Annotated in this window: 23 protein-coding genes and 2 pseudogenes; 14 read left to right on the top strand and 11 right to left on the bottom strand. The window is 70.4% G+C overall.

Annotated elements, in window-relative coordinates:
* Nucleotides 1-288 precede the first annotated feature (288 nt).
* Nucleotides 289-636 (bottom strand): hypothetical protein, encoded by a 348-nt coding sequence (locus ABT092_RS19765; RefSeq protein ID WP_351245543.1) that lies wholly within the window; start codon nt 634-636, stop codon nt 289-291.
* Nucleotides 609-1,070 carry an ATP-binding protein gene (locus tag ABT092_RS19760; protein WP_351245541.1) on the bottom strand — a complete coding sequence of 154 codons (462 nt, stop codon included), beginning with the start codon at nt 1,068-1,070 and terminating at the stop codon, nt 609-611. The genes ABT092_RS19765 and ABT092_RS19760 overlap by 28 nt, the downstream gene beginning before the upstream one ends.
* A 334-nt stretch (nt 1,071-1,404) precedes the next feature.
* Between ABT092_RS19760 and ABT092_RS19755 the strand changes: the two genes are divergently transcribed.
* Nucleotides 1,405-2,274 (top strand): helix-turn-helix domain-containing protein, encoded by an 870-nt coding sequence (locus ABT092_RS19755; protein ID WP_351245539.1) that lies wholly within the window; start codon nt 1,405-1,407, stop codon nt 2,272-2,274.
* A gap of 44 nt (nt 2,275-2,318) precedes the next feature.
* The gene (locus tag ABT092_RS19750; protein ID WP_351245537.1) at nt 2,319-2,486 is read left to right on the top strand and encodes a DUF397 domain-containing protein; all 168 of its coding nucleotides are present in this window, start codon (nt 2,319-2,321) and stop codon (nt 2,484-2,486) included.
* A gap of 133 nt (nt 2,487-2,619) precedes the next feature.
* Here ABT092_RS19750 and ABT092_RS19745 read toward each other — a convergent pair whose 3' ends face one another.
* Together ABT092_RS19745 and ABT092_RS19740 are read right to left on the bottom strand one after the other, a co-directional pair.
* A complete protein-coding gene (locus ABT092_RS19745; RefSeq protein WP_351245535.1) occupies nt 2,620-3,030 on the bottom strand; it encodes a hypothetical protein in 411 nt (136 codons plus the stop codon).
* A 71-nt stretch (nt 3,031-3,101) separates the two neighbouring features.
* Nucleotides 3,102-3,227, bottom strand: a complete 126-nt coding sequence (locus tag ABT092_RS19740; protein ID WP_351245533.1) for a hypothetical protein — start codon at nt 3,225-3,227, stop codon at nt 3,102-3,104.
* Nucleotides 3,228-3,281: 54 nt separating this feature from the next.
* Here ABT092_RS19740 and ABT092_RS19735 point away from each other — a divergent pair, with 54 nt between their 5' ends.
* The 5 genes and pseudogenes from ABT092_RS19735 to ABT092_RS19715 all read left to right on the top strand — a co-directional run.
* Nucleotides 3,282-3,824, top strand: a complete 543-nt coding sequence (locus ABT092_RS19735) for a DapH/DapD/GlmU-related protein (RefSeq protein WP_351245531.1) — start codon at nt 3,282-3,284, stop codon at nt 3,822-3,824.
* Between the two features lie 184 nt (nt 3,825-4,008).
* Nucleotides 4,009-4,281, top strand: coding sequence for a putative ATP-grasp-modified RiPP (tgmA, locus tag ABT092_RS19730; protein WP_351245529.1), 273 nt, complete (start codon nt 4,009-4,011; stop codon nt 4,279-4,281).
* Nucleotides 4,281-5,246, top strand: a complete 966-nt coding sequence (tgmB, locus tag ABT092_RS19725) for an ATP-grasp ribosomal peptide maturase (protein ID WP_351245527.1) — start codon at nt 4,281-4,283, stop codon at nt 5,244-5,246. The genes tgmA and tgmB overlap by 1 nt, the downstream gene beginning before the upstream one ends.
* Nucleotides 5,243-6,385, top strand: coding sequence for an ATP-grasp peptide maturase system methyltransferase (gene tgmC, locus ABT092_RS19720; RefSeq protein ID WP_351245525.1), 1,143 nt, complete (start codon nt 5,243-5,245; stop codon nt 6,383-6,385). Before tgmB ends, tgmC begins: the two co-directional genes overlap by 4 nt.
* Nucleotides 6,381-6,557: pseudogene (locus ABT092_RS19715) on the top strand (DapH/DapD/GlmU-related protein); the annotation flags it as partial. The gene tgmC and the pseudogene ABT092_RS19715, both read left to right, overlap by 5 nt.
* 14 nt (nt 6,558-6,571) lie before the next feature.
* On the opposite strand, the pseudogene ABT092_RS19710 reads toward ABT092_RS19715, so the two are convergent.
* Nucleotides 6,572-7,033: pseudogene (locus tag ABT092_RS19710) on the bottom strand (pyridoxal-phosphate dependent enzyme); the annotation flags it as partial.
* Between the two features lie 260 nt (nt 7,034-7,293).
* On the opposite strand from ABT092_RS19710, the gene ABT092_RS19705 reads away from it, so the two are divergent.
* Together ABT092_RS19705 and ABT092_RS19700 are read left to right on the top strand one after the other, a co-directional pair.
* Nucleotides 7,294-8,211, top strand: a complete 918-nt coding sequence (locus ABT092_RS19705) for a radical SAM/SPASM domain-containing protein (protein WP_351245523.1) — start codon at nt 7,294-7,296, stop codon at nt 8,209-8,211.
* 19 nt (nt 8,212-8,230) lie between these two features.
* A complete protein-coding gene (locus ABT092_RS19700; RefSeq protein WP_351245521.1) occupies nt 8,231-9,022 on the top strand; it encodes a phosphotransferase family protein in 792 nt (263 codons plus the stop codon).
* Nucleotides 9,023-9,068: 46 nt separating this feature from the next.
* Here the strand turns inward: ABT092_RS19700 and ABT092_RS19695 are convergent, their stop codons facing one another.
* Nucleotides 9,069-10,118, bottom strand: coding sequence for a threonine/serine dehydratase (locus ABT092_RS19695; protein WP_351245519.1), 1,050 nt, complete (start codon nt 10,116-10,118; stop codon nt 9,069-9,071).
* A gap of 117 nt (nt 10,119-10,235) precedes the next feature.
* Here ABT092_RS19695 and ABT092_RS19690 point away from each other — a divergent pair, with 117 nt between their 5' ends.
* Nucleotides 10,236-10,601, top strand: coding sequence for a hypothetical protein (locus tag ABT092_RS19690; RefSeq protein WP_351245517.1), 366 nt, complete (start codon nt 10,236-10,238; stop codon nt 10,599-10,601).
* Between the two features lie 300 nt (nt 10,602-10,901).
* Complete coding sequence (locus ABT092_RS19685) at nt 10,902-11,090, top strand: hypothetical protein (RefSeq protein WP_351245515.1); 189 nt, start codon at nt 10,902-10,904, stop codon at nt 11,088-11,090.
* A gap of 312 nt (nt 11,091-11,402) precedes the next feature.
* Here ABT092_RS19685 and ABT092_RS19680 read toward each other — a convergent pair whose 3' ends face one another.
* The 4 genes from ABT092_RS19680 to ABT092_RS19665 form a co-directional block, all read right to left on the bottom strand.
* Nucleotides 11,403-12,515, bottom strand: a complete 1,113-nt coding sequence (locus tag ABT092_RS19680) for a hypothetical protein (RefSeq protein ID WP_351245513.1) — start codon at nt 12,513-12,515, stop codon at nt 11,403-11,405.
* A gap of 274 nt (nt 12,516-12,789) precedes the next feature.
* Nucleotides 12,790-13,209, bottom strand: a complete 420-nt coding sequence (locus ABT092_RS19675) for a cupin domain-containing protein (RefSeq protein ID WP_351245511.1) — start codon at nt 13,207-13,209, stop codon at nt 12,790-12,792.
* Nucleotides 13,210-13,686: 477 nt separating this feature from the next.
* Nucleotides 13,687-14,211, bottom strand: a complete 525-nt coding sequence (locus ABT092_RS19670) for a hypothetical protein (protein WP_351245509.1) — start codon at nt 14,209-14,211, stop codon at nt 13,687-13,689.
* A 61-nt stretch (nt 14,212-14,272) separates the two neighbouring features.
* Nucleotides 14,273-15,931, bottom strand: a complete 1,659-nt coding sequence (locus ABT092_RS19665) for an AbeC-like domain-containing protein (protein WP_351245507.1) — start codon at nt 15,929-15,931, stop codon at nt 14,273-14,275.
* Nucleotides 15,932-16,880: 949 nt separating this feature from the next.
* On the opposite strand from ABT092_RS19665, the gene ABT092_RS19660 reads away from it, so the two are divergent.
* Nucleotides 16,881-17,645: an SAM-dependent methyltransferase gene (locus ABT092_RS19660; protein WP_351245505.1), complete on the top strand. Its 765-nt coding sequence runs from the start codon at nt 16,881-16,883 to the stop codon at nt 17,643-17,645.
* Between the two features lie 199 nt (nt 17,646-17,844).
* Nucleotides 17,845-18,333 (top strand): nitroreductase family deazaflavin-dependent oxidoreductase, encoded by a 489-nt coding sequence (locus tag ABT092_RS19655; RefSeq protein WP_351245504.1) that lies wholly within the window; start codon nt 17,845-17,847, stop codon nt 18,331-18,333.
* A gap of 85 nt (nt 18,334-18,418) precedes the next feature.
* On the opposite strand, the gene ABT092_RS19650 is transcribed toward ABT092_RS19655, so the two are convergent.
* A complete protein-coding gene (locus tag ABT092_RS19650) occupies nt 18,419-19,066 on the bottom strand; it encodes a TetR family transcriptional regulator (RefSeq protein ID WP_351245502.1) in 648 nt (215 codons plus the stop codon).
* 305 nt (nt 19,067-19,371) lie between these two features.
* On the opposite strand from ABT092_RS19650, the gene kbpA reads away from it, so the two are divergent.
* Entirely contained in the window at nt 19,372-20,253 is an 882-nt protein-coding gene (gene kbpA, locus ABT092_RS19645; RefSeq protein WP_351245500.1) for an AfsK-binding protein KbpA, read from the top strand.
* The last annotated feature ends 7 nt before the right edge of the window (nt 20,254-20,260 follow it).

Below are 20,260 nucleotides of genomic sequence, written 5' to 3'. Positions count from 1 at the left end.
CCCGGGCGGGGACGGACGACGCACCGCGCGCCCGGGACGCCGTCGCCGCGGTGACCGGCACAGCCATGCACGTGAGCCGCAGTATCCGTATCGCCCGTGCCGTGATGGTGACGGGGTGGGGCGATTCGTCCCAGGTGGGCGCGGGGGTCAGGTGGGGACCGCACCGTGGACAGGCGTCACGGGCCCGGCCGTTGACGTGGACGGGCAGGGGGACGGTGGTCCGCCGGGTGCAGCGCACGCAGCGGACCGTGCGGGCGCGGGGCACGGGCAGCGTCAGGCCCTCACCGGTCACGCCGTCCTGCCGAGCGCCCGCAGCCGCAGGGTGTCGTCCTCGGCCACGGCGAGCCGTACGTACGGGCGGACCAGGGCGATGTCCTCGCCGCGCAGCGGGGCGTGACGGGCGTGGACGTGGGGCGGGGTCGGGGTCGTCCACGGGCGGGCCCACGGGTCGCCGCGGTCGTCGACGAACGTCGGACGTGCCGTCGCGGTCGCGGTCGCGGGGGTGGTCGTGGCAGCGGCGTGCCGGGGTCCGGCGGCGTGCCGCCCACGCGGCGACGGGTGGGCTCCGCCGGCTCGCCGGCTCTCCCGGAGTCGCCGGAGCCATGCCCTCAGGTCGTGGGAACGGGAACGGCGCACCACACCCAGCCCTCCTCGTCGACGCCCCAGGACTCGGTGAGCGTGGCGACCAGCAGCAGGCCGCGCCCGTGCTCCTCGTCCGGGCCCGCGTGGTTCACCCGCACCTCGTCGGAGCAGACGGGTCCGCTGCGCACGGCCAACCGCACCCCGTCCCTCGTGCGGGTGATGCGGATGTGGACGGCCTCGGCGTTGCCGTACAGCAGGGCGTTGGTGACCAACTCGCTGATGAGCAGGCCCACATCGTCCTGCAGCCGCTCCAATCCCCAGTGCCGCAGGCGGGTTTCGGTGATGCGCCGCACCTGTCCCACCCACAACCGGTCATCGGGGACGGGATACGTACCGGGGCGGACCGGGGTGCGTTCGAAACAGAAGGCGGTGGCCCTCGCGGGCGTTCTGATGGCCGTGGGCTCGACGGTGGTGGGGGCGCTGGGCATGTGAGGGTGCCTTCTCTCGTGCCAAGGGTGTGAGGGTGTCCCGCAGCGGGCCTCGACGTGGGTCACGCGCGGCCTTTGCCCTGGAAAGGGGCGCACTGGGGTGTTCGTTATGGATTCGGATGGTCAATCCGGCTTCGCTGAACTACGGTGAGGCACGGCGCAGTTACTGTGCAAGCTCAAACGGCCTGCTCGGCGAATTGGCACATGCCACACCTGGGGCACGGTCTGCTGGAGAACCAACAAGGGGTGCGACACTGAGGGGCACGGCACGGAACGAGCCCCCACAGGCGCCATGGCGAGTACCGACAGACCGGTCGGTGGAGAGGACAGCCTGATGGCGGCGAAACGGGGCGCGACGTTCCGGCGACGCGAACTGGGCAAGGAATTGAGGAAGCTCCGAGAGAAGAAGGGGCTCACGATGCTGGAGGTCGCCAGCGCCCTCGGCTTCTCGCACACCAAGCTGGCGCGAGTGGAGATCGGAGAGAACGACCTCCCTCGTGTGGGTGACCTGGAAGCCCTGCTGGACCTCTACGACATCGACATGTCGCGCGCGGACCGCGAGACGCTGCTCCAACTGCACCGGGAGTCCTTGAGTAAGGAGCCGTGGACGCCGTACAAGGCGTTCATGCCCTCCAAGATGCCCACATACCGAGGGTTGGAGCAGGACGCCCGTACGATGCGGGCCTTCCATCCGACCTTTGTGTTCGGCCTGTTGCAGTCGGAGCGGTACACCCGTGCGCTGTACTCCTTGGCCAAGCCGGTCGACGAGACGACGTTCGAGTACATCGAGCAGAACGTCCGGCTACGGATGGAGCGCAAGGAACTCATCACCCGCTCCGACAACCCGTTGGAGCTACGGGTGATCATGGACGAGGCGGCGGTGCGTCGGATGGTCGCGGGCCCGGAGGTCATGCGCGAGCAGTACGAGGAGATCGTGGAGCTGTCGCGGCTGGACAACGTGACGGTGCAGATCCTGACCCACGACGTCGTCACGTACCGCACGGACGGCAACTTCGTCATCCTCGACTTCTCCGAGGTGCTCGACCCCGTCGTGCAACTGGAGGTGTCGAGGACCATCAGCGTGACGGACGACTGGCGCGAGGTCCAGCGCAACATCAGGCGCTTCGACGCGATGCGGGAGAGCGCGCTTCCACCGGCTCACACCGCCGATTACCTGTACCGACAAGCAAGAAGGTGGGAGTAGCCATCAGTACGCCCATAACTGTCCCGGACCACGCGACCGATGGGGTGTGGTTCACCTCTTCCTACAGCAACGACGCGGGTGGGGTCTGCGTCGAGGTGGCCCACCTCGCCGACCGTACCGGTGTCCGTGACACGAAGGACCGTGCTCGGCCGGCGCTGTTCGTGCCCCATGACGCCTGGCGGGCGTTCGTGGGCTTCGCGGCGGAGGCGTAGCCCCGGGTGGTGCCCGGCCGGACAGAGGCCGCGCACCACCCCGTCCCGACTGCCCGCCGGCATCGGTTGTGGTGAATCCTCAGAGCCATGACGGGGACGAAGAAGCACCGTACCCAGGGCTGATGTGACGGCGTCACATCAGCCGGGCGAAGATCCTCGCGCCGTTCTGGAAGTGGACGGTGACTCCCTGGTTCCCTTCGCGCTCGCCCTCGCGAGTGGACCAGCGTTCGATGCCGGCGATCTCAGGGTTCTCGGCCTGTGCGAGGGCCGCCGCGAACCAGGCTTCCGGGGCGTCGTCGGTCCGGGGCTCCGGGCTGGCGGGCGCGGGGGTGCCGGTGACGGGGGCGTCGTCGAAGGAGTCGTGCTTGGCGCCCTCGGGGAGCTGCCCCACGAACTGCCACCGGGCCTCACGGGTCCCGGTGGTGATGACGATTCCCCGTGGATGCTGCTTGTCGCCGGCCTCGGCGAGGGTCTGGACCCGGCTGACGGTGGGCTGGTTCTTCACCAGGTCGATGACGAAGTCGGTGAAGCGGATGGGGCGCATGTGTTCAAATCCCTTCGTAACAGCCGCGCCAGTCTAGAAGTCGGGACGGGACCGAAGCCGGCGTTTCGCGATCACCCGCCGGCGTCCACCGCCTCGCGGACGAACCGACGCAGGTACGCCCGCACGGCCTCGGGCCGCTCCGCCCCCGGCTCGTGCCAGGCGCCCTCGATCCGCGGCAGCGGCGTGACCCCAACCACCCGCAACCACACGGCGGTTTGCCGTCCGCTCGGGGGACCGGAAAGGATCGCGGCATGTCCAGCGACCGTCTCCTGCGCATCCACAGTGCCGAGTTCCGGGCCATGGCCGAACGGGTCCGGCGGGTCACCGAACTCACCTCCCGCCTTAACGTCCTGCCCTTCGACGACGAGGCGGGCAAGGCGGAACTGTTCGAACAGATCCTCGGCGAGCCACTGTCGCCGCGCGTCACGATCTACCCGCCCTTCTACACCGACCACGGCCTCCGCCTCGACCTCGCCGAGCGCGTGTTCATCAACCAGAACTGCACCTTCCTGGACTACGCCGGCATCCGGATCGCCGAGCGGGTGATGATCGGCCCCAAGGTCACGTTCATCACCAGCGGCCACCCGGTCGACCCCGAGGAACGGCGGCTGTACCTCACCGGTGCGCCCATCGACGTCGCCGAGAACGTGTGGATCGGGGCCGGTGCCACCGTCCTGCCCGGGGTCAGCATCGGTCGGGACGCGGTGGTCGCCGCCGGCGCGGTGGTCGCCGAGGACGTACCGCCGGCGAGCCTGGTGACCGGGGGCAAGGCGACCGTGCACCGGCGGTGGTGACACGTCCGTCCGCTCCGGGCCGCACGGGGGCGTGAGGAGGAGGGATACGCGCCCCTGTGGGTGGCGGTACACCCGGGCGCCCGCATCACGTCGAGGCGAACGCCCGCGTCGACCCCAAAGCGCTTTTAAAATCGGGATGTTGCCGCTATGGGACTCCCGATCGACGATTGGAGGCGCAGCACTCATGACGCAGAAGCTCGCACCCTGGGGCGTAGGGCGCATGGGGCCGTACGCGGATGCCGTCCCGGTGCCGCATCAGGTCCCGGTGATCGATCCGGACACGCAGATCGCTGTGATCGTGGACGACCGCGGACGTACGGTCGAACTCGGAGCGCACGGCACCAGCACCAACGGCCTGACGCCCACCACCACGATGCCGGGGGACGGTGCGGCCCCGGGTGGGGCCACCGACGCGGACTCCGCGGAGTCGTACGATCAGGACCAGAGTTCTGACTGATGGGCGATCCGCACGGGTCGGTGTTGGTGTTGACCAACGTCCACGACGTGACGGCGGACCTCGTGCTGCGGCTCCTGGCCGAACGCCGGGTCCCCGTCGTCCGCTTGGACCCCGGAACCGATTTCCACGCCGGATCTTCGCTGACCGTCAGGTACTCCGAGGGTTCTCAGCCGGGCGTTCTGCGTACGACGAGCCGTGTTCTCGACACGAGCGGAGTCCGGTCCGTCTGGGTACGCAGACCGTCCCCCTACGAGGGGCCGTCTGAACTAGACGGACAGGACCGCCGGTTCGCAGCGGACCAGTGCAGGTGGGGAGCCGGCGGAATTCTCGCTTCGCTCCCCGGCGCCCACTACCTCAACCATCCGTGGAACAACCGGAGCGCCGAGTTCAAACCTGCCCAACTGTCGGTCGCCCAGGGGTGCGGCTTCCTCCTGCCTGACACATTGATCACCAACGATCCTCGGGAAGCGCGGGAGTTCCTGGCCGACTCCCGGACCGCGATGGTCTACAAGCCGCTGTGGAGCACCCCGTACCGGGTGAACGGCCGACCGCACGCCGTCTGGGTCGAAGAGGTACGGTCGGCGGAGATCACCGAGGCGGTCTCCGCCTGCCCCCACCTGTTCCAAGCCAGGGTGGACAAGGTCTTCGACGTGCGGGTGACGGCGGTCGGGGAGAAGACGTTCGGAGTGCGGATCGACAGTCCAGACCTCGACTGGCGCCGCCGGCAGGACCGGATGGCATGCACGCCGATGGCCGTCCCCGATGAGGTCACACGCTCCGTAGGCGCATACCTGGAAGGGTTTCGCTTGGTGTACGGGGCCTTCGACTTCGCGGTGACCGCCGCCGGCGACTGGTACTTCCTGGAGTGCAACCCGAACGGCCAATGGGCGTGGCAGCCCGCCGAAACCACGGCGGCGATCGCCGAAGCCCTCGCCGACCGACTACAGAGAGGCCCCGACACGTGAGCACGTCGGCCCAGCTCCGCGCCGCCCTGGCGGACCGGCTCGCCGAGGGCGGTGCGTTCGCCGACCCGGCGTGGCGGGCCGCTGCGGCGGCGGTTCCCCGCGAACTGTTCGCGGGGAGCTACTTCCTCCCGGTGGCGGGGAGCGAGCCCACCCGCTACCGCCCGGTGCGCGAGGGCGATCCGGGGTGGCTGGAGGGGGTCTACGCCGATCAGACCCTGGTCACCCAACTCGACGGCACCCTCCGGCCAGGGGACGTGGCGGAGGGCACGGTGACGGGGGCGCCCTCGTCGTCGTCCACCCTGCCCTCCCTGGTGCTGGGCATGTGGGACCAACTCGACGTGGCCCCCGACGACAGGGTGTTGGAGGTGGGAACGGGAACGGGCTACTCGACGGCCCTCGGGGCGCACCGCCTCGGGGACACCCGGCTCACCAGCGTCGAGTACGACCCGGTGGTCGGCGAAGCCGCTGCAGCCGCGCTCAAGACGGCGGGGTTCGCCCCGCGCCTGATCGTCGGGGACGGACTGCGGGGCGACCCGGACGGAGGGCCGTACGACCGGCTCATCGCCACCTGCTCCGTCCGGTACCTCCCGTTGCCGTGGCTCCACCAGGTGCGGCCGGGCGGTCGGATTCTGGTGACCCTGTCCGGCTGGAGCTACGCCAACGCCCTCGCAGTGCTGGAGGTGACCGGCCCGGGGCAAGCCAAGGGCCGGTTCCTTCCCGGCTACACCAGCTTCATGATCGCCCGGCCGCACGACCGCCCGCCCCGCTCGACCCTGTCCCTGCTGCCCGGTGAGGAGCGTGCCACCCTGGTCGATCCGGCGGTGCTCGACACCTGGACCGGTGGTTGGGTCGCCCAGCTCGCGGCCCCCGCCGCCGAACGCATGGGGGCGGGATCGGAACAGATCCTCTGGGACGTGTCCACCGGCTCGCAGGCCCGTACCGCACCCACCCCCGACGGCGGCTGGACCGTCGTGCAGCGCGGCCCGGTACCGCTGTGGGACGCGGTCGAAGGAGCGGTGCGACGCTGGCAGGCTGCCGGAGAACCCCATCAGGAGGGCTTCGGGATCACCGTCTCCGCCCTCCGCCAGCGGGTGTGGCTCGGCTCGGAGGACGGCCCGGGCTGGAACCTGCCCGTCTGACGCGCCCATCGACGTCGCCGAGAACGTGTGGATCGGGGCCGGTGCCACCGTCCTGCCCGGGGTCAGCATCGGTCGGGACGCGGTGGTCGCCGCCGGCGCGGTGGTCGCCGAGGACGTACCGCCGGCGAGCCTGGTGACCGGGGGCAAGGCGACCGTGCACCGGCGGTGGTGATCGAGCCCCGCCGATCAGGGCCGGGCGGCGGCTGACCGCACCAGGTCCGCCGGGTCGGTGTTGGCGCCGCACAGCACCACGGCGATCCGCTCGCCCTCGCAGGGCCGGTAGCCGCCGCTCGTCGTGGCGGTCCCGGGTTCGGCCGCCGGTCCCCGGCCCGGGGCGGTGAGCCCGGCCAGGGCGGTGGCCACCCCGGCGAACAGTCCGCCGCCGACCGCGACGACCACCGTGTCGAGGTCGGGCACCTGTCGGTGGATCTCCTCCAGCAGGGTTCCGGCGCCGGCGGCGATCAGCGGGTGGTCGTAGGCGTGCGAGGTGAGCGCGCCGCTGGTGGCGGCGTACTCCTCGCAGGCGGCGAGGGCCTCGGCGTACTCGGTGCCGGTGAGCCGGACGTCGGCGCCGTACTCGCGGAGCCTCTCCACCTTGACCGCCGGGGCCGTGCGGGGCAGGAAGACGGTCGCCCGGACGTGCTGCTGCCCGGCCGCTGAATGACTGCGCTCACCGGCTCGGCTGGCCGCCTGGCGACGACGCCACCAGGCACGATCACAGACCAGCCATGACCGCCGACAAGCCGCAGCCCAGACATGAAGATCACGGTCTACAGCTGGAGTACTGGGCGCTGATTTCGGGTGGAGTCGTCCCCTAGCGCTCACCTGATCGGTGGCGTTCGATGGAGCCACATCACGTCCCCGGTCCCGGGACGACGGCAGTTCCACTACCAGTGAGGTAGATGCGTATGACTGCACAGGTGACGAATGCCCTACAGGCCAGGCGAGTTGAGGGCCTGCTGTGGCTGGACCTTACCCGGAAGTGCCAGCTCAACTGCGGCCACTGTTACAACGCCTCCGGTCCCGAGGGCACACACGGGGCGCTCAGGAGTAAGGAATGGGTCGCGGTCGTCGACGAAGCAGCGTCGCGGGGCATTGTTCGGGTTCAGCTCATCGGAGGCGAGCCCACGCTGCACCCAGACGCCCTCACGGTGGCCCGCCACGCCCTCATCGTCGGGATGGAACTGGAGGTGTTCACGAACCTGGTGCGCGTCACGGACGACTGGTGGCAAGTCTTCCAGGGCAAGCGCACCACGCTGGCGACCTCGTACTACTCAGACCAGTCAGCCGAGCACAACAGGATCACTGGAAGGTCGAGCCACAGCCGTACCCGTGCCAACATCGTCAAGGCACTCGAACTCGGCATCGATCCGGTGGTGTCGATCATCGACTGCGGAGACCAGCAGCGTGTCGGGCAGGCCCGCGCCGAGCTGGCCGCCTTGGGCGTCACTCGGTTCAAAGTCGACCGCCTGAGGCCCTTCGGTCGTGCGGCGTGCGGAAGTAGCCAGAGTGCGGACCTTTCCGGGCTCTGTGGAAAATGCGGCACGGACCGTGCCACCGTTGGCCCCGACGGCTCCGTCTCGCCCTGTGTCTTCACACCATCCCTGAGCGTCGGGAACGTTCTCGACGACGGCCTCGGCAGTGTTCTCGACGGCCCGGTCATGAGTGCCACCAGGGAGCTCATCCGCAAATCCGTCCGTAGCGGAGGAGCCGGATACGACGGGGGCGGGGAAGGCGACGACGACGGGAACAAGTGCAATCCGGGAACGATCCCCGACGAATGCACACCTGGCTACCCTGGCACCGAGTGCTCCCCGAGAAACTAGTGCGCAAGGAAACTGACGTATGAGGGACCGCCTCCCTGCCCCTGATCTCCTGGCCCAGATCGAGCGGTTCACCGGTCCCGTCAAGGAGATGCGACCCACGAAACGTGGGTTCAGCTCCGATGTGCTGGCCCTGGTGGACGGTGGACTCGGGCGCTTCTTCGTGAAGGGGATTCGGAATCCGGCAGGGGGGCGGCGGGAGCAGTTCCTCCGGGAGCGGCTGATCAACGAGTCTGTCCACACGGTTTCGCCGCGTCTGTGCTGGCACGTGGAGAGCAGCGACTGGATGGCGCTGGGGTTCGAGCAGGTGGAGGCGGAGCCGAGTCGCTTCGAGCCGGGCTCCCCGGATCTCCCGGCCGTTCTGGACCTGCTCCGCCGGATCGGTGACATTCCGCTGCCCGATCTGGTCGTGGACTGGCCCGAAACACGGTGGGACGCCTTCGTTGCCGACCCGGCGGAAGCCCGACTCCTCAGAGGCGACACGCTGGTCCACGGGGACGTGGCTCCCGGTAACTTCCTCGTCGGCTCGGGGAACTGGGTCGTGGACTGGTCCTGGCCGACCCGGGGCGCAGCCTTCATCGACCCCGGAGTCCTGGTGCTTCAGTTCATCGCCGCAGGCCACTCCCCGGCCGCCGCTGAAGACCTGCTGTCGGAGTGCCCGGCCTGGCTGACGTCGGATGGGCGCGGCATCGACGTCTTCGCCAGGGCCAATCTCCGCATGTGGCGTCACCGTGCCGAGCGCTTTCCCGAGCAGTCCTGGCTCCGTGAGATGGAGGCGACCGCGCGGGCGTGGGTTGATCACCGCTCGACATAGCCAGTACCCGCTACGCCTGCCCGTCGACGTGCGGGCCTCCCCCGGTTCAGCCCCGGCCGCCGGCCTTCTGCACCAGGTCCGCCGGGTCGGTGTTGGCCCCGCAGAGCACCACGGCGATCCGCTCGCCCTCGCGGGGCCGGTAGCCGCCGGTCGTCGCGGCGGTCCCGGGTTCGGCCGCCGGTCCCCGGCCCGGGGCGGTGAGCCCGGCCAGGGCGGTGGCCGCCCCGTGCTCGACGACGAGGCGACGGTGGTCCCACAGGGCCTGCCGGGCCCGGACGATCTCCTCGTCCGGGACCAGCACGGTACGGACGTCGCCCCGCTGCGCCGCGTCCAGGGCGGTGGCGGAGGCGCGGCGGGCGCCGAGCGAGTCGGCGGCGACCGAGTCGACCGTGACGTCGACCGGCCGGCCGGCCGCCACGGCGGCATGCAGGGCACGGGAGTGCTCGGGTTCCACGGCGACGGTGCGGATGCCGTGGTGCCGGGCGGCGGTGGCCACCCCGGCGAACAGTCCGCCGCCGCCGACCGCGACGACCACCGTGTCGAGGTCGGGCACCTGTCGGTGGATCTCCTCCAGCAGGGTTCCGGCGCCGGCGGCGATCAGCGGGTGGTCGTAGGCGTGCGAGGTGAGGGCGCCGCTGGTGGCGGCGTACTCCTCGCAGGCGGCGAGGGCCTCGGCGTACTCGGTGCCGGTGAGCCGGACGTCGGCGCCGTACTCGCGGAGCCTCGCCACCTTGACCGCCGGGGCCGTGCGGGGCAGGAAGACGGTCGCCCGGACGTGCTGCTGCCCGGCCGCCCAGGCGCAGGCCAGCCCCGCGTTGCCGCCCGAGGCGATGGTCACCCCGGCGTCGGGCAGGGTGCCCGCCTCCCGGTGGGCCCGGAGGAAGTTCTGCGCGCCGCGGGCCTTGAAGCTGCCGGTGTGCTGCATCGACTCCAGGGCGAGCCACACCCCGCCCGGCCGCCCCGCCCCGTGCGCTTCGAACCCGTGGCGGGCGGCGGTGACCTCGCCCGGGTCAGTCGGCGCCAGGGCGACGGGTCGGACGCGTCCGGCGATCCGGTGGGCTGCGGCCTCGACGTCGCCGTAGGTGAGCTGGTGCACGGTGCTGCTCCTGCGGAGAGGGGGTGGACGAGTCCCATCGTCGCCCATCGGTGGCGGCCGGGGTCCGTCGACCCGGGCGGGACAGCGGCGGAGACCGGCTGCGGCACCATGGTCGGCATGCACAGACGATCGGAGCGGCAGCGGAATGCGTCCCGCCTCTGGCGGGAGCACTGCCGCGCCCCCTTCCCCGCCGACCTCCGCGGCACCGTGCTCGGGGGGACGGACCTGGTGCTGCTCGACGCCGACCTCGCCGGCTGCGTCTCCACCTGGCTGGGCGACCGCGGCACCCTCGACCCGGGTCGCACCCGCATCCTGCGGCGGTGCGTCGAGGAGCTGGACCGGGTCCTCCCCGAGCTGACCGGGTCGGCGGAGATCCGCTACTACGAGCGTCTGCGTCGGCTCGCCCTCCTCGTGCTGACGGCGGCGGAGGACGTCACCGGCGGCACCCCGGGGGTCCTTCGGGAAGGGGACGGGACGCGGTGATCGCCCGATCCGCGGCGGTGAACCGGAACGTCCTCCGGTTTCGAGGCATGGAATTCTTCAACGCCCCCCGCTAGGCTTCGTGTTGCTCATTCGAGAGACCAATAGAGCGCTGGCGACGTGTCCGATGGGGGGCAGTGCTCCCATCTCGATACGCAGTGAGCGCCATGAGTCTCTAATCGTCGCAGAGCCTCAGCAAGCCATCGAAGTCGGTGGTCGAGCTGAGGCTGCCTGCCGACTGGTCGACCACCCTGCTGAAGGGATCGACCGGTGAGGCTCTCTTTTCCCGTTCGGGTGCTCCTCGTGCTCCTGTCCTTCGTGTCGTCACTACTGGTGGCAGTGGTGGCGGGGGTGCTTTCGCGTGAGACAGGGGCGACGGTGGCCGGTGCAACGCTGTACGGAGGCGGCGCCTTCGTCGCCTGGATGACGCTGAGCATCACCGTGCTGACGGCGCTCGGCCTCTTCGCGCAACAAGCGCATTCCGGCGAGTAGCCGCCGTCCGACGACCGGGAGCGCGGCGAGGGGTGCTGGTCCTCCCTCGTCGGGCGTGCGGTCGGGCAGGGGCTCCGTGGATCGCCCCGCGGTGGCGCGGCCGACCGTGGCGCGCGGGCGATCCGTCCGCGCGCCACGCCTGGGGTGGGTGGTGACCTCGATCGAGCGGACGCGTATCCGCGGTTCAAACGGCTGATCACGACTGCACCCCGCTGCGGGACCGGGGCTTCCCGCTCGCGGGCCTCGGCCGGGCGGTCTGACCCGGCCGGGGTGGTGGTGCCTGTGCCCCGGGGACCGGTTCAGCGCCCCCGGCTAGCTCCCCGTGTAGGCGCGCTCGGCGACGTCGTCCTGGCTGGCCGTCTCCCATTCGAGGATGACGGTCCCGTCCATCCTCTTCAGGGCGTAGCGGTCCGCGCGGTACCAGATGGCCAGAGCGGCACGGGTCCCCTGTTTGAAGGTCCGCGAGATGGTCGTGTTCCTCTCGCTCGTCTGCGTCGTGGACGAGGCGACGAGGGTGCGCAACTGGTGGCTGTAGGTGGTGCTGAGGGAGGCGCCGAAGCCCTTGAAGCCGTAGCTTGCCTCGGCCGTGACCGAGATGCTCGTCGTGTTCTCGATCTCGGTGGAATTGGCGGTCGTGAGGCCCACGGTGACGGACTGGCTCTGGGTGGTCTCGGCCGCGCCGCTGCTCTCGTAGTAGTAGACGACCTTGTAGAAGCCCTGCCGCTCGACGACGTACCAGGGGCTGGTCTGGGCCTGCTGCTGCCTGGTGAGGGCGGGGTCCTTGACCAGTGCGGAGGGCAGGAGGGTGGTGCCGATGGTGGTGGGGCTGGTGGTGTCGGGGTTGGGTCGGGCGTAGCCCGTCAGCGCGGGGGGCGGGACGGGGGAGTTGGTGGTGGGCCCGATTCCCGTGGCGATCCGGGGGTAGGACGCTTCCTGTTCCAGGCTCCACCGCTGGAGGTCGCCCACGTCGCTCCCCACGATCGCGCCCAGCTTGTCACCCCAGTCCGCCAGCAGGGAGCCGCCGTTGCAGCTGGCGAGGGTGACGCAGTCGCCCGACGCACGGACGTAGAACGTCTGACTGTTGATGATGTGGCCGTCGGTCCCGTCGTACGGTACTTCGAGGTTCAGCCTTGTCGAGTCGGGCCTGAACAACGGATTCGTCATGTCGAACCCGCGGGGTGGAACCGTGGAGGGCGCCCTGTAGTCGTTGAGGGTCGGGACCCGGCCGCCGAGCTTCTGGGCGAGGATGTACTTCTCGTTGCCCAGACCCAGCAGGTGCCAGGTCTGGGAGAGCCGGCCGTTGCCTCCGCTCTCCGGCCCCCAGGTGGTGACGTAGGAGTCCGGCATGAACCCGGACGAGGTCAGATAGCGCCCGGTCTGCTTGTTCTTCAACCGGTACGCGTAGCCGGCTTGCGGTAGCGCCATGGCCCCCCCTTGGGGTGTCGTTCGGCTGCTGGACCTTGGCATCGTTCAGCCCGTACACGAGTCACCCACAGGCTATTCCGCGACAATCCTCTACATGTCCTGTAACCGAACACGGTGTCTCGTTCGGCTTTGTCGGCCAGGGTGGTTCCGGGCCTGGCGGCCGTCGCCGGAGGGCGACGGACCGCACGGAGGTCAGGGCCCGCGTCCCGCACTGCCGGGTCGTCCTCACCGCGCACGGGATGAAGCGGCTCGGCCGCGCCGCCGCCGCGTCCGCCTACGACAGCCGTGCCTCCGTCAGCCGGTACAGCCCGGGCAACGGCACCTTGACGGGCTCCTGGGTGGTGCGGGCGATGACCACGACCACGGGTTCCTCCGGGTCCGGGTTCTCCTCGCGGTGCGGGACGAACGGCGGCACGAGGACGAAGTCCCCCGGGCCCGCGGCGATCCGCACCTCCTGAGTGCCGTCGTGGAAGACGAACACGGGGTGCCCGCTGACCACGTAGATCCCCGCCTCGGAGTCGCCGTGGTGGTGGTCGTCCGTCGCGCTGAGCGGGGGGTTCTCCACCAGGCCCATCCAGAGTCGGCGCGAGCCCACGGTGCTGCCGCTGAGCGCGGTGTGGCCGTCCAACTCGCCGGCGCGGACGTGGCGGACGCGGTCGTTCAGCGGTTCGGGTGCATGCGCGGGGACGGTCATGGCGGGAGCCTCCTCGTGATCGGCGGTCGCTCTCCGGTACGGACACCCAGGCTGTGTCCGGTCCGACGAGGTGGCAAGCGGTCTTGCGGGAGTGGCAAACCGATTCGGTTTCAGAGCCGTCCCGTTGTGGCGTGAGGGGTGCGCCCCGCGCCGGTGCGGCGAAAGGGCGGAACTCTTCGCCGCACTGACCGCCGGCCGACGAGTAGACCAGGCGCTGGCCTCCCGCCGGCCGAGGCGGTAGCACCGCAGATGCCCGCCGGTCACCGGACCTGGGAGCGTGGGGCGCGTCGGCCACCCGTCATCGGTGTCGGGCATGGAGCAGGACGCCCCCGACGGCCAACGTCACGAGGACCACCACTGCCAACACGAGGGCCGCGACGCGCAGCGTGCGCTCCAGGGCCTGAGCGCGGGCCCTACGGTCCTCCCGCACCGGCGAGGGATCCCACTGCTGCTGCTCCGCTTGCCAATCCCACCTCCTCACGCCAGCATCCCGATGATCGTCTGGGCGGCGACTCCGGCCGCAGTCTGACCGCCCACGGTTGCAGTGGCCCGGCCCGCGAGTGCTGCCAGTCTCCGCAGTCTCCCCTGCTCCACACCGCCGTTTGTCCGAACCTCCCGCTCGATGTCGACGGCCTCCGTGCCGAGTTCCCCATCATGGACGGACAACAAGGCTAATGCCTCGATGAGTTGCGGAGTCGCCTCGATGAAATGCTCCGACCGGTTGGTGGCCCGTGCACCGGGTCCTGAAGCCGCGGCACCACCGGTCATCCGTCCGATGGCGATGCCCCCTGGGGGCGGAGCAGCCACGGAGGGCGGCGGAATCTCGGTGCTGGAGACACCGAGTCTCCTGCTGCTGTCTTCGGCCGTGGCCTCCGGCCCTGCGGCGACGGCTCCACCTCCGAACTCCCCGATGACGATGCCGCCCTGCGGTTCCCCCCGTGTCAGGGGCGCGTCCGGCTCCGGGCCCGGGTCGTCGAAGTCCGTATCGTCCTGCCCACTCATGTCGATCTCCTGCTCGTCGCTCGTCGCCCATCGTGGAGATGTGCTGAGTCTGTGGTCGTCATCAACGCGTGAACGCCTTGGAGGCCCTCTGCTGCAACGTGCGGACGGGGCGGTTGTCGGCACCTCGAGCACGGGACCCCCTTCCGGTCGCCACCGCGCCGCCGTTCATGGCCGTGATGTAGACGCCCCCGTTGCTGACCTGGATGACCTGCTGCTCCAGGCTTCCCGTCTGGAAACCCTTCTCCTTCAGCGTCCGGATCACTCCCGTACTGACACATTCCTGAAGCGTTCTGAGGTAGCGACTGGAATCCATCGCCTGAAGTGTGGAGGGTCGCTGCCCCGGGGCGATCTCGCGTACGGAACGCGCGGCTCCCTTGGACGGGGGGAACGCTTCCGCTCTGCGACGTTCGAGCCGTCGCTTCGCCCCGAGGGTCGAGCGGACCGCCAATCCCGTCACGGCGAGGATCGCGGCCACTCCAGCGGCCGGAGTAGCCAGAAACGCTCGTCCCAGTGAAGAGACCGGGTAACTGGGGTGCCGCTCGACGATGTCGTCGACGAGGTCGAACTTCGAATGCAGTGGATCGAGGGTGTGCGGCACGACTTCCAATGCCAGCACTTCGCCCTGCACCTGCACCCGTATGAGCACGGAGACCATCGACTGGCTTCGCATGACGATCTGCGCCCGCAGGAAGTGCCGCCTCGCCTCGCCGCCCTCGCCGATGGACGCGGCACGGTGCGCGGCCAGCAGTACCGCATGATCGACCTCGTTCCGCGGGGGACCTGCCGGCAGGTAGACGACCTCGTCGATCTTCACGTTCAGGAGTCGGTCCCGGCTCACAGCGGATATCGGGGGTCGTGCGAGGTCCATCAGCCTTTGCCGCACGCCTTCCAGGACCTCGGCGGAGGTGAGGGTGAGGGGGCCGGCGCCGGGCTTGGGCTCCAGGTCCATCACGACCGACCACGTTTCCATGGCCTGACCCGAGCCGGCAAAGGGCTGGTCCGGGTCGTACAGGACGATCTCCGAGTGTTGTTCCTGGCGGATGGTTTCCCCGAGATCCCGCAACCACTTGGGTCCGGTGATCCCCTGCTCGGGGTTCCGCTTGAACTCCTCCTCGCTGAATCGGTCACGCATCACGGCCTCGACGGCACGGCGATGCACCCACACGGGGACGGACAACAGCAGAGGGAACACCACCGCCACCCAGTTCGCGGAGTTGTTCCACACAGCGACGAGTGCTGTTGCCCAGTAGGACAGCAGGAGCATCCCGGGCGCGAGGACCTCCCGTACGAGCCCGCCCTTGCCCCTGGGTTTCAGGTCCTGCGCGGAGTACATGCCCGTTCCGTGGCCGGAAAGGGCCCGCACCAACCATTGCAGTGAACTCACGATGGCATAGTTCGCCACCCAGGTTCCGGTGCTGGGCTCGGTCTTCCCGATCGGGAGCGAGGAGGAGCCCAGGAAAAACGACACCAGGTCGGGAATGCGGAAACCTTCCTTGGTGATGTATAGATCGTACGCCTTGGCCAGGCTCCATTCCGTCATCCCGTGGAATGTGCCCCCCCAGACGTCCACTACCAGAAAGAGCGCCCACAGGAGCGTGATGCAGCAACCGGCCAAGCACTCGCCCTTCCGGGCGTGTAATGCGTGTGCCAATACCGTGGCCACGTCCACCTGAGTCGACGGCGCCACTGATCTGTCGTCGCAATCGACCAGTTCTTTCACGACGCGGCGTCGAAAACCTGATTGCAGGTAGGTTCCCGCGCAAAGCAACCGGTTGAGCTCGTCGCGAGGACCGGGTGGCGAGTCCTCGGGAGGAGGTGGAGATAATGGTTGGATAGGAATTCTCATGCGTCTGGTTCCCTTACTGGAGCCGAACGTCGTGTCGCGCGTGTGGGGGGCGGGTCTTCGATTGTAGGAGAACCGGGGGTCGCCGTGTTCCCCGTTCAGGGAAATAGCCTGTTCAGTGCAGGTCCGGGGTTGCGTGATCACATTCGGAGATTCTCATTCCGATCTTGCTGGCGGTTTGTTCGCACATGGCGAACTTTCGTTCGAGCGTCCGGCGGAGGCTGGCGGCGTCGACCGGGCCGAATCTGGCCGACCGTGATGGCGCACTTCCGGTCGAGGGCGATCGTCGTGGGTAGGCCCTGCGCGGGGATATGCCCCTGGGCAAGCGGAGCAGCAGCTTGCCGTGGGGGTCGTACAGGCTCGGATAGTCGACTTCGAACTCCTCCTCGAACGCGGCGGCCGAGGGTGTTGGTGCCGACGAACTCGACGCCCCGGGCACGGGTTTCCGCGGCGCTGGCGCGGCACGGCGGGCATCAGGAGCTCCAGGTGTTGATGGCGATCTTGCCCCGGTGCCTCGGCCCGGCGAGGTCCAACTGGCCGCCGCCCGCTGCGGGTACCCGGTCATGGCTCCCCTCGGCGAAGGTCCGGATGCCGTCCGGGTGCGAAGTGACGGAATTCGTAGCGGTGTTCGGACCTTCAGCGGTGGTACGGACGGCGAGGGGAGCAACGGGGCGAGGACGGTCGCGGCGAGCGCGGCGCGAGGGGCGGTGGCCGTGCTGGGGAGTCCGGCATGGGCCGTCCCGGGGTCCGCGGGGAGGGGCGTGCGGCGGTGGGGGAGGGGAAATCCGGTTGTGCGCCGGGCGGGGATCGGCTTGGGTGCGGGGGCGTGACTGCCGTGAACGCTCTTGTGCGCCCCGATCGTTACCCCCGCTCCTCCCGTTACGACCCCGGGTGGGTCCTCGACCTCGACATGGGACCCCATCCCTTGTGGTTGCTGGAGGACCTCGCCGGGGACCTCGACCTGCGTCCCGGGATGCGGGTGCTCGACCTCGGCTCGGGCAAGGGCGCCTCCTCGGTGTTCCTGGCCCGCGAGTACGGGGTGCGGGTGGTCGCCGCCGACTGGTGGATCGCCCCCGAGCGGGCGGCGGCCGTCTTCGCCGAGGCCGGGGTCGCGGAGTCGGTGGAGGCGGTGCGGGCGGAGGCGCACGCCCTGCCGTTCGAGGAGGGCAGCTTCGACGCCGTCGTCAGCATCGACGCGTTCGAGTACTTCGGTACGGCCGACACCTATCTGCCGTACCTGCTGCGTTTCCTGCGTCCGGGCGGTCAACTCGGCGTGGCCACACCTTCGTTGACCCGGGAGGTCCGTGAACTCGGGGCGGTCCCGGCCCATGTCGAGCGGGTGGTGGGCTGGGAGGCGATGGCCTGGCACACCGCCGAGTGGTGGCGCTTCCAGTGGGCGACCACCGGCCTGGTGGACGTCACCTCGGCCCGCTCGCAGCCGGACGCCTGGCAGGACTGGCTGCTGTGGACCCGGGCCTGCGTCGAGCGCCGGCCGGAGACCCGGGACGCCCAGCAGCCGGTGATCGACATGCTCGCCGAGGACCGCGGGGAGTTCCTCACCTTCGCCCTGCTGACCGCCCGCAAGCACTGAGCGCGCACCCCTCGCCGGTGGTTCCCGGGGGCGGGCGCGGGGAAGGGGTGGTCCGGAAGCGGGCCGCCGGGACGGCGGCACGGCAGGGCCGGAAGCGGGTGGGACAGAGGTGGGACCGTCGAACGGTGGCGAGCGCGGCGCACGCCGCGGGGTCGACCCCCCGCGCGGTGCGTTCCGGACGGGCGGGGCGCGGGGCGCGGTGACGCGCTGGGTGCAGCGGGCCTCGACCACGCGGGCGTTCGTCCGGGTGGCCCCGACCGTGCTGCCCGCGGTCGACCGGGCGGTGCACCGACTCAGCGGGGGCCGGACCTTGCTCAGCGAGGTGCTGCTGCCCAGCGTGATGCTGGTGGCCACGGGCGCGCGGACGGGCCTGCCGCGGCGGACGCCGCTGGCGTGGGTGCCGGAGCGCGACGGCACCTGGCTGCTGATCGGCTCCAACTTCGGTCGGGCGGAGCATCCGGCCTGGTCGGCGAACCTGCTGGCGCACCCGCGGGCGCGGGTGTACTGGGCGGGCGGGCCCGCGGAAGGCGTGGGGGTGGTGGCCCGGCTGTTGACGGGCGCCGAGCGGGAGGCGGCGTGGAGCGCCGCGGTGCGGCTGTGGCCGCCGTACGCCACCTACCGGTCGCGGACCGCTCGGGAGATCCGGGTGTTCCGGTTGGCCCGGGGGGAAGGGGGTGCCGGGCGGTGAACCGGGGGTCCCGGTGTCGTGGCGACGGGGTGGTGGGTTCGGGGAGGGGTGCGGCGACCGGGCGGGTGCCGGTCCGTGCGGGGTGCTACTTGGTGGGCTTGCGGCCCGTGATGCCGAGGTGGACGAGCAGGGCTAGGTTCGGCTTCAGTTCGGCCTGCTTGACGCCCCAGGTCGTGAAGCCGCGCTGGTGGCCGGCGACCGCGGTGAGCATGGTGACCAGGGAGCCCGCGATGGCCGCCGGGTTGACGTCCTTGTCGACGCGTCCCTTGGCCTGGAGGTCCTTCACGGTCGCCGTGAGGGCGCTGGTGACCGGGTTCAACACGCGTAGCCGGATGCGGGCGAACCGCTTGTCGCCCTCGGCGGCGGCCAGGTCGATGACCCGCAGGATCGCGTCGTTGCGGCGCCAGAAGTCCAGGAATCCGTCGACGAGTTCCTGCGCCGTCTGCCAGCCCGCCCGGCCTGCCCAGGAGCGGCCTTCGAGCAGTCCGCCGAGCGCAGCGGCCTCGGCGGCGACCTCGTCGGCGATCTCCAGGACCGCGCCTTCCACGTCCGGGAAGTACTGGTAGAAGGTCGCCGGCGAGGTGCCCGCCTTGCGGGCCACGTCGATGACCTTCACGTCGCGGTACGGGGAAGAGCTGAGCATTTCGCCCAGGCGGTCCAAGAGGTTCTGGCGGGTCGCCTGGCCTCGTCGTCCGGCCACCCGGCCGTCGACGGTTCTCACCTGTCCTGTCATGTCGTCAGCTTACCGAGGGGGCTTCGGAGCGCGATTCGGCCGACTGCAAATGGGGTCCCCCCTGTTCGGGGGGCGCGTTCGGGGGCGCACGGCAGGTGTCCGGAGCGGGGCCCGATGGCGACCGGCGGAGCGTTTTCCTTGATGGTGCACGGCCTCCGGGGGCGGGGTGCGCGACGACCGGTGGGCAGGCCGTTGAAATCGGAAGGATTCGCTGGTCACCCCTGGTGGACGGGGTCCGATTTGGGGTGCAGGGTGACGTTTGGCGTAGATTGCAAGGAGTGTGGGTTCACGGGAAGGTTGCGGTGATGGTCGGGTTCACCGAGGGGGTGCCCTGCTGGGCCGAGGCGATGTTGCCCGACCTGGCCGCGGGGAAGCGGTTCTACGGAGAGCTGTTCGGGTGGACGTTCGAGAGCGGCGGCTATGCGCGGGCCTTCCACCGGGAGCGTTCGGTGGGCGCCCTGGTCCACAAGCGGGACGGTCGGATGCCGACCGTGTGGACGGTGTACTTCGCCGCCCCCGACCTCGCGGGAACGGTGCGCCGGGTGCACGCGGCCGGCGGGCGGGTGGTGGCCGGTCCGCAGCCGGCCGGCGACGGGTCGGCGGCCCTGGCCGCCGATCCGGAGGGTGCCGTCTTCGGGCTCTGGCAGAGCGTCGGGCACCCCGGCTTCGACCGGCAGCAGCAGGTGATGTCCTTCTGCTGGGCGGAGGTGTACGCACGGGACGCCGCGGTGGTGGACCCGTTCTACGCGGCGGTGTTCGGCTACGGCGCCACCGATCTGGGTGAGGGCGGACAGCTGCGGGTGTGGTCACCCGCGGGGAGTGCGCCCGGCCCGGACGCCGCGGTGGCCGGACGCATCCTCATCGGCGACAGCTTTCCGCCCGAGATGCCGTCACACTTCCTGGTCTACTTCAGGGTCCCCGACTGCGACGCCGCCGCCGCGACCGTCGTCCGTCTCGGGGGCCGCGTCCAACTGGCGCCCACCGACACCCCCTACGGCCGGATCGCCGTCTTCGCCGACGACCAGGGCGCCGACTTCGGGGTCCTCCAGGACGACGAGGACCGTACGCCGCCCGGGGACGACCCGGAGGCCACCCAGGAGTGCGACGTGCTCGCCGACCCCGACCCCGGGGGCGGGGCGGCGGGCGGTTCCGCGGACCGGCCGCAGGGTACGGGGGAGGATGCGTAGCGACGCG

Source organism: Streptomyces sp. NPDC002490 (assembly GCF_040296045.1).
Classification (GTDB): domain Bacteria; phylum Actinomycetota; class Actinomycetes; order Streptomycetales; family Streptomycetaceae; genus Streptomyces.
The sequence above is the reverse complement of the archived record's forward strand: the minus strand, read 5'-3'. Positions and strand labels throughout refer to the sequence as shown.

Excerpts from the sequence above, each read along its gene's own strand:
- kbpA (WP_351245500.1), top strand. The coding sequence starts at position 19,372 with ATGGTCGGGTTCACCGAGGGGGTGCCCTGCTGGGCCGAGGCGATGTTG.
- ABT092_RS19650 (WP_351245502.1), bottom strand. The coding sequence starts at position 19,066 with ATGACAGGACAGGTGAGAACCGTCGACGGCCGGGTGGCCGGACGACGA.
- ABT092_RS19680 (WP_351245513.1), bottom strand. The coding sequence starts at position 12,515 with ATGGCGCTACCGCAAGCCGGCTACGCGTACCGGTTGAAGAACAAGCAG.
- tgmA (WP_351245529.1), top strand. The coding sequence starts at position 4,009 with ATGACGCAGAAGCTCGCACCCTGGGGCGTAGGGCGCATGGGGCCGTAC.
- ABT092_RS19755 (WP_351245539.1), top strand. The coding sequence starts at position 1,405 with ATGGCGGCGAAACGGGGCGCGACGTTCCGGCGACGCGAACTGGGCAAG.
- ABT092_RS19670 (WP_351245509.1), bottom strand. The coding sequence starts at position 14,211 with ATGAGTGGGCAGGACGATACGGACTTCGACGACCCGGGCCCGGAGCCG.
- ABT092_RS19690 (WP_351245517.1), top strand. The coding sequence starts at position 10,236 with ATGCACAGACGATCGGAGCGGCAGCGGAATGCGTCCCGCCTCTGGCGG.
- ABT092_RS19700 (WP_351245521.1), top strand. The coding sequence starts at position 8,231 with ATGAGGGACCGCCTCCCTGCCCCTGATCTCCTGGCCCAGATCGAGCGG.
- tgmB (WP_351245527.1), top strand. The coding sequence starts at position 4,281 with ATGGGCGATCCGCACGGGTCGGTGTTGGTGTTGACCAACGTCCACGAC.
- ABT092_RS19760 (WP_351245541.1), bottom strand. The coding sequence starts at position 1,070 with ATGCCCAGCGCCCCCACCACCGTCGAGCCCACGGCCATCAGAACGCCC.
- ABT092_RS19705 (WP_351245523.1), top strand. The coding sequence starts at position 7,294 with ATGACTGCACAGGTGACGAATGCCCTACAGGCCAGGCGAGTTGAGGGC.
- ABT092_RS19675 (WP_351245511.1), bottom strand. The coding sequence starts at position 13,209 with ATGACCGTCCCCGCGCATGCACCCGAACCGCTGAACGACCGCGTCCGC.
- ABT092_RS19735 (WP_351245531.1), top strand. The coding sequence starts at position 3,282 with ATGTCCAGCGACCGTCTCCTGCGCATCCACAGTGCCGAGTTCCGGGCC.
- ABT092_RS19745 (WP_351245535.1), bottom strand. The coding sequence starts at position 3,030 with ATGCGCCCCATCCGCTTCACCGACTTCGTCATCGACCTGGTGAAGAAC.